Source organism: Budvicia aquatica DSM 5075 = ATCC 35567 (genome assembly GCF_000427805.1).
Classification (GTDB): domain Bacteria; phylum Pseudomonadota; class Gammaproteobacteria; order Enterobacterales; family Enterobacteriaceae; genus Budvicia; species Budvicia aquatica.
In genome coordinates this window covers 41,335-47,334 of the sequence record NZ_ATYS01000042.1, presented here as the reverse complement: position 1 = coordinate 47,334, position 6,000 = coordinate 41,335, and the positions used below count along the sequence as shown (strand labels likewise).

The 6,000-nt window shown below is 43.2% G+C and carries 7 protein-coding genes; 1 reads left to right on the top strand and 6 read right to left on the bottom strand.

Going from position 1 to position 6,000, the window contains the following annotated elements; all coding sequences use genetic code 11:
- Nucleotides 1-287, top strand: a 287-nt coding sequence (locus YWE_RS31475; protein WP_029095393.1) for a transposase, incomplete at its 5' end; no start/stop codon positions are given.
- A 91-nt stretch (nt 288-378) separates the two neighbouring features.
- On the opposite strand, the gene pdxY is transcribed toward YWE_RS31475, so the two are convergent.
- The 6 genes from pdxY to slyA all read right to left on the bottom strand — a co-directional run bounded on the left by pdxY (nt 379) and on the right by slyA (nt 5,641).
- Nucleotides 379-1,239 carry a pyridoxal kinase PdxY gene (gene pdxY / locus YWE_RS0115650; RefSeq protein ID WP_029095392.1) on the bottom strand — a complete coding sequence of 287 codons (861 nt, stop codon included), beginning with the start codon at nt 1,237-1,239 and terminating at the stop codon, nt 379-381.
- A gap of 119 nt (nt 1,240-1,358) precedes the next feature.
- Nucleotides 1,359-2,630, bottom strand: coding sequence for a tyrosine--tRNA ligase (tyrS, locus tag YWE_RS0115645; protein ID WP_029095391.1), 1,272 nt, complete (start codon nt 2,628-2,630; stop codon nt 1,359-1,361).
- A gap of 119 nt (nt 2,631-2,749) precedes the next feature.
- Nucleotides 2,750-3,403, bottom strand: a complete 654-nt coding sequence (gene pdxH / locus YWE_RS0115640) for a pyridoxamine 5'-phosphate oxidase (RefSeq protein WP_029095390.1) — start codon at nt 3,401-3,403, stop codon at nt 2,750-2,752.
- Between the two features lie 99 nt (nt 3,404-3,502).
- Nucleotides 3,503-3,814: an MliC family protein gene (locus YWE_RS0115635; RefSeq protein ID WP_029095389.1), complete on the bottom strand. Its 312-nt coding sequence runs from the start codon at nt 3,812-3,814 to the stop codon at nt 3,503-3,505.
- 67 nt (nt 3,815-3,881) lie between these two features.
- Complete coding sequence (anmK, locus tag YWE_RS0115630) at nt 3,882-4,985, bottom strand: anhydro-N-acetylmuramic acid kinase (protein ID WP_029095388.1); 1,104 nt, start codon at nt 4,983-4,985, stop codon at nt 3,882-3,884.
- 224 nt (nt 4,986-5,209) lie between these two features.
- On the bottom strand, nt 5,210-5,641 hold the full coding sequence (gene slyA, locus YWE_RS0115625; protein ID WP_029095387.1) for a transcriptional regulator SlyA: 432 nt from the start codon (nt 5,639-5,641) through the stop codon (nt 5,210-5,212).
- Nucleotides 5,642-6,000: the final 359 nt, after the last annotated feature.

The window sequence follows — 6,000 nt, the reverse complement described above, 5'->3', positions numbered from 1 at the left end:
AGATATATGAACGGCGCAAGGAAACAGTAGAACGCAGCTTCGCGGATGCAAAACAACATCATGGTCACCGTTATGCCCGGTTCCGTGGACTAATGAAAGTGCAGATGCAGTGTCTTCTGGCGGCTGCAGCGCAGAATATGAAGAAGATAGCGCTGATGGTGGCGCTTTTTTGGCTTTATAAGCAGTCCTGGATGAGGTTACAACTGATAATGAAGCTATCAAGGGCTCTAAACAGACAAAATGAATGTAGGCAAAAAAATATCGCGATCGCGACCTTCGGTCGCTAGAAAGAACGAACCCCACGTAAAAACATGGGGTTCGTCAGCAATCTGAACGGGCCTTAAGGCCCGTTTTTCTTACGCAGAAAACATCAACAAACTACAGCTTTATCGCCTTGAAATGATGCTCTGGATTAACAATCTTATCCTGCGCTGCCACGATTTGTAGCTCGTACTCTCCGCGACGCTGAGTTTCGAGCATAATTTCATACACCGCCGCCGTGACGTGTTCTAATGCCTCAGGCAATGGCTTGTTAAGTAATAAATCGACTAACAGTAACCCACTGGTGATATCACCAACGCCGACAGGCTGACGTGGCCCAAAATCGACTAACGGCCGGCTAATATGCCAGGCTTCATCGAGAGTAACTAAAGCCATTTCAAACGCGTTAGCCTGATACCCTGCCCGGCTAAGATGTTTGACTAAAATGACTTTTGGCCCTTGTTTACACAAGTCACGGGCCGCGGTAATAACCTCATCTACCGTGGTCAGTGTTTTACCGGATAGTTGTTCTAATTCCAGTAAATTTGGCGCCATCATATCGCTAACCGGCAATGCTTCTTTACAGAAAAACTCTGCAACGCCCGGCGCAACAATACAGCCTTTTTCGGGATGTCCCATCACAGGATCGCAAAAATACCATGCAGATGGATTAGCCGCTTTTACCTGAGCAACCGCATCAAGAATATTTTTCCCTTGCTCAGGAGAACCGATATAGCCACTTAATACCGCATCACAGCGCACTAACTGATTAATCTCACCAATGCCGCGCACGATGTCAGTTAAGTGGCTGGCTGGCATAACACAGCCTTCCCATTGACGGTATTGAGTATGGTTTGAAAATTGAACGGTATTCAACGGCCAGACATTAACACCCATTCTGCGCATCGGAAATTCCGCAGCACTGTTCCCCGCATGACCATAAACCACGTGAGATTGAATGGATAAAATATTTTTCATTTTAGAATTATCCCTAGATATTAAAACGCCTTGGAGACATTGTGTCAGAAATAAGGAGAGTTACGCTATCTGTAAGCCAAAAAAATCGGCCGCTGCTGCGACCGAATTAATAGTGTAATTTATTTCCAAGAAATCAGGCAATAATGTTTTTTACCCCGACGTAACAGCGAGTAACGACCAAATAAACGATCGCTATCAGCAAAAACGTACTCAGGATTTGACTGCTTTTCACCGTTAATAGTAACAGCGTTAGAACCGATCATGGTTCTCGCCTGACCACGGGAAGGTACCAGTTCAGAATCAACCAACGCCTGCTGTAAATCAGCGCCTGACTCAAGTTCAATTGCTGGCATACCGTCTTGGGCCAACTGAGCAAAGTCATCTTCAGTGATATCATTAAGCTCACCGGAGAACAGGCTTTGAGTAATACGCTTAGCCGCGTCTAAACCGGCATCGCCATGAACTAAACGTGTAACGTTTTCAGCTAATACATACTGAGCTCGTGGTGCTTTACCGCTATTCTTGTCTTCTTCTTCCAGTGCATTAATCTCTTCAATGGACATAAATGTGAAGAACTTTAAGAAGCGGTAAACGTCAGCATCAGCAGTATTGATCCAGAACTGATAAAACTTATACGGGCTGGTTTTCTTCGGATCTAACCAAATTGCTCCGCCTTCAGTTTTACCAAACTTAGTGCCGTCAGACTTAGTGATTAGCGGAACCGTAAAACCGTAAACCTGATTCTGATGTAAACGACGGGTCAGATCGATACCGGATGTAATATTCCCCCACTGATCGGAGCCACCAATTTGTAGCTCAACGCCGTGTTCTTCATTTAAACACGCAAAATCATAAGCCTGTAGCAGGTTATATGAGAATTCCGTAAAGGAAATACCACTGTCATCGCGATTAAGGCGCTGCTTCACCGCTTCTTTATTGATCATCGCATTAACAGAGAAATGTTTACCTATATCACGTAAGAACGTCAGAACTTTCATTCCGCCAAACCAATCGTAATTATTGGCCATTCTGGCACTGTTGCTGCCACAGTCAAAATCAAGGAATGGAGAAACCTGCTGACGGATCTTTTCAACCCAGTCGCCAACCGTATCTTCCGTGTTCAGTTTACGTTCAGCCGCTTTAAAACTTGGGTCACCAATAAGCCCGGTTGCGCCACCAACCAAGGCGACAGGCTTATGACCTGCAAGCTGAAAACGCTTTAAGCATAATAACGGAACCAAATGGCCCAAATGCAAGCTGTCTGCGGTAGGATCGAAGCCGCAATACAGTGCAATTGGCCCTTGAGCCAATCTTTCTGATAGCCCGTCTTCATCCGTCACCTGGGCTACCAGCCCACGCTCTTGCAATTGTTTAATCAGGTTGTTCGCCATCGATACATAACTCCGTTGTTATAAATTGCGATATCTTTTCAATTGTAACTATCGCGATGATGTAAATCGTTTTTATTGGACTGGATAGAATAAACGTCACTTAAGCTAATGGCTAGGGATTAAGGCGCCAAACGGTCAATATTCCAGTTATTTTCTGTTCGCTGATAGATAAATCGGTCATGCAAGCGGTTTACCCCGCCTTGCCAAAATTCTATCGCGTCGATACTGACGCGAAATCCCCCCCAAAAGCTGGGTAACGGGACTTCACCCTGTAAAAATTTTTGTTTTAGCTCAAGGAATTTACTTTCAAGCACGCCGCGAGTTGAAATACGCGAAGATTGCTGGGAGACCCAGGCTGCAATCTGACTGTCTTTCGGACGAGAATGGAAGTATTTAACGACCTCCATTGATGACATCCGCTCCGCTTTACCGGAAACAATGACCTGACGATCAAAGACGTGCCATGGAAACAATAGGCTCACATTATTGTTATGACTGATGTGCTGAGCTTTCCTGCTACCAAGATTGGTATAAAAGACGAAGCCTTTCTCATCATAATGTTTTAATAAAACAATACGTTGATATGGTCGCCCCTGTTCATCAACAGTAGCAACAGACATCGCTGTAGGATCGGGGATTTGAGCATTACAGGCTTGCTTTAGCCAAAGTTCAAATAAGGCTAACGGATCTTCAGGTAAATCTTTCCGACGTAAACCGCCTTGAGTATATTCTCGCCGCAGGTCGGCAATATCACTGCTGGACTGATTTGGCATAACCAGAAAACCTATTGAAATCTAATTTTGCCTTATCTTGCACTTACTACGTCAGGATTTCAAACGCTCTGACGCAGTAAGTAGAGAAAAAATGATCTGTTAAGGGACTAATTTACAGTCATTAAGAATAATCGTAGTGCCACGTAGAATCATAGCGCTATCACCTTTAGACCAGAAGGTATAATAAGCATTGCTATATTGGGCTCCGGAGGCGGAAACCACTTGGCGAAGATGTTGTTCATTCCCGTCGATAATAACGCTAACCTGTTGTGCTTCTTTATCTAATCTAATATCTAGCGGTTGATTCCCACATTGGTAATATATCAAAGTTTCCGTCGTTGTTTTCTCTGTCTTAGCCGCATTACAACCGACTAATGTAACCAGCGCTAAACCTAACATTAGCTTTTTCATATTCACTCCTAACGTGGATTATCGTACGTTAAGTATAGCATACGGAATATTATCTCAGTATTTTCATTTAGGGAGAGTAAACAGCCCCAAGAACCGTAAGCTTGGAAGCTCCTGTTACAGAAGGTATATTCCCCGGCAGGCCAGCGATCGTTCTGGCGGCCAGCCAAGCAAAAGCAATCGCTTCCATATCATCACCACTAATACCGTAGCTATCCGTTAAGCCAACCAGGGTCTCAGGAAGTAATCGGGAAAGGCGTTCCATTAATAGTGGATTACGTCCCCCACCTCCGCAGACCAGCAATCGATCGCAACCACCGGCATCACGAATATGATTGGCAATACTCACGGCGGTGAGCTCAGCTAATGTGGCCTGAACATCCTGAGGAGCGATATGAGGGAACTCTTCAATAAATTGATTTATCCATTTCAAATTAAAGTGTTCCCGTCCGGTACTTTTAGGCGCGGCTAACTGAAAATAGGGATCGGATAGCATAGCTGACAGCAGTGGGAAATTGATATTTCCTTGGCGAGCCCATATAGCATCCCGATCAAAGCCTTGTTGCTGATGTTTTTGAATCCAGGCATCCATCAACATATTGCCGGGACCGGTATCAAATCCACTGACATCCGTCCCCGGGATTAACAATGACAAATTAGCAATTCCGCCAATATTCAATATCATCCGGCGTTCGTCAGGCACAGCAAGCAAGGCCTGGTGGAACGCAGGAACTAATGGCGCACCCTGCCCGCCAAACGCCATATCTTTTCGGCGAAAGTCGCCGACGGTTTTAATTTGGGTCATCGCGGCAACACGATTGTTGTCACCGAGCTGCATGGTAAACGGGTACTGTCCTTGCGGCTGATGCCAGACAGTCTGCCCATGGTTACCAATCGCTAGAATATCGGAAGGATTAATTTGATGTTGCTGCAATAAGCCCAGCACCGCCTCGGCAAACAATATACCTAAGCGAAGATCTAATTGGCCAATTTGAGAAAGTGTGGTTAGCTGCCCCTGACATACGGCAAGAATATCCTGCTTTATGTCAGAGGGCATAGGATGGGAATAACTTGCTTTTTGGATAACCGATGACGGGTTGATGTCAACCAAGGCGACATCAACACCATCTAAACTGGTTCCGGACATAACACCGATATATTGACCAGATATCATGATTAATGCCTTTCTATCTATGCTTATTGCTCTGAAAGAATCAGATAATTAGATAGGTATTAAATCAAAATCTAGGCCAATTGCCACAGAAAAACCGTACTGGCAATAAAGTCAGTGCTGATATCATCATATTTTTAGCCGTAACTCCCTACACGGAAAAAAGATTTTATCATTTAATATCAAATGTATATGCACATTCAAAAAACATTTATCTAATGACCAAACTATTTACTCACCATGGCAGCGATATTTTGTTCGAATGCTTTAATCACATTAATGAAAGTTTCCAGCTGATCTTCGCTGACACCCGCGAGGACACTCTCTTTCACACTTTCAACAACGTCATTGACTTCAATTAATACCGGCTTAGCTTCATCCGTCAGATTAATTTGCTTAGCACGACGATCGCATGGACAAGGATCTCTGCGCACTAACCCTCTGTGCTCTAATTGATCAAGGGTACGCACTAATGAAGGCTGCTCAATTCCAATCGCTTTGGCGAGCTGAATTTGAGATTGATTCGGTGGCAGCGTATTTAAATAGTAAAGCGTAATCCAATGCGTTTGCGTTAAACCAATAGGCTTAAGGCGAAGATCAATAATGCTGCGCCAGCTGCGGACCAATTTTGCTATATCTGCGCCTAACGTATATTCGATTTTAGAATTCATATAATAACCTAAGAATAAGTAAACTATGGATAATAGTGTGTGTGAAATAATTCAGATTCAATTATGACTTTTTTTTCTATAAAAATGCTAATAATTAAAACATTAAATTCTAATCAATAAGATATTAACCATCGCTAATGCCTACCAAGCTAACTTTTCACATGTGAAACAATTCATTTTCTACCTATTTTCAACGAGATAAACGCCTACATTAACATATTAATTAAATTGAAATTAATTATTATATTAATGTTAAATAATCATTTTTTAAAATAAAGTGCCACCTAAAAGAGGTGGCACTTGCACATCAATACGTCATAAAGAGTAATGTGTGTTAGAAATAATCA

What these genes read in the sequence shown, in the direction of transcription:
- pdxY (WP_029095392.1), bottom strand. Translation starts at nt 1,239, where the DNA reads ATGAAAAATATTTTATCCATTCAATCTCACGTGGTTTATGGTCATGCG.
- tyrS (WP_029095391.1), bottom strand. Translation starts at nt 2,630, where the DNA reads ATGGCGAACAACCTGATTAAACAATTGCAAGAGCGTGGGCTGGTAGCC.
- pdxH (WP_029095390.1), bottom strand. Translation starts at nt 3,403, where the DNA reads ATGCCAAATCAGTCCAGCAGTGATATTGCCGACCTGCGGCGAGAATAT.
- YWE_RS0115635 (WP_029095389.1), bottom strand. Translation starts at nt 3,814, where the DNA reads ATGAAAAAGCTAATGTTAGGTTTAGCGCTGGTTACATTAGTCGGTTGT.
- anmK (WP_029095388.1), bottom strand. Translation starts at nt 4,985, where the DNA reads ATGATATCTGGTCAATATATCGGTGTTATGTCCGGAACCAGTTTAGAT.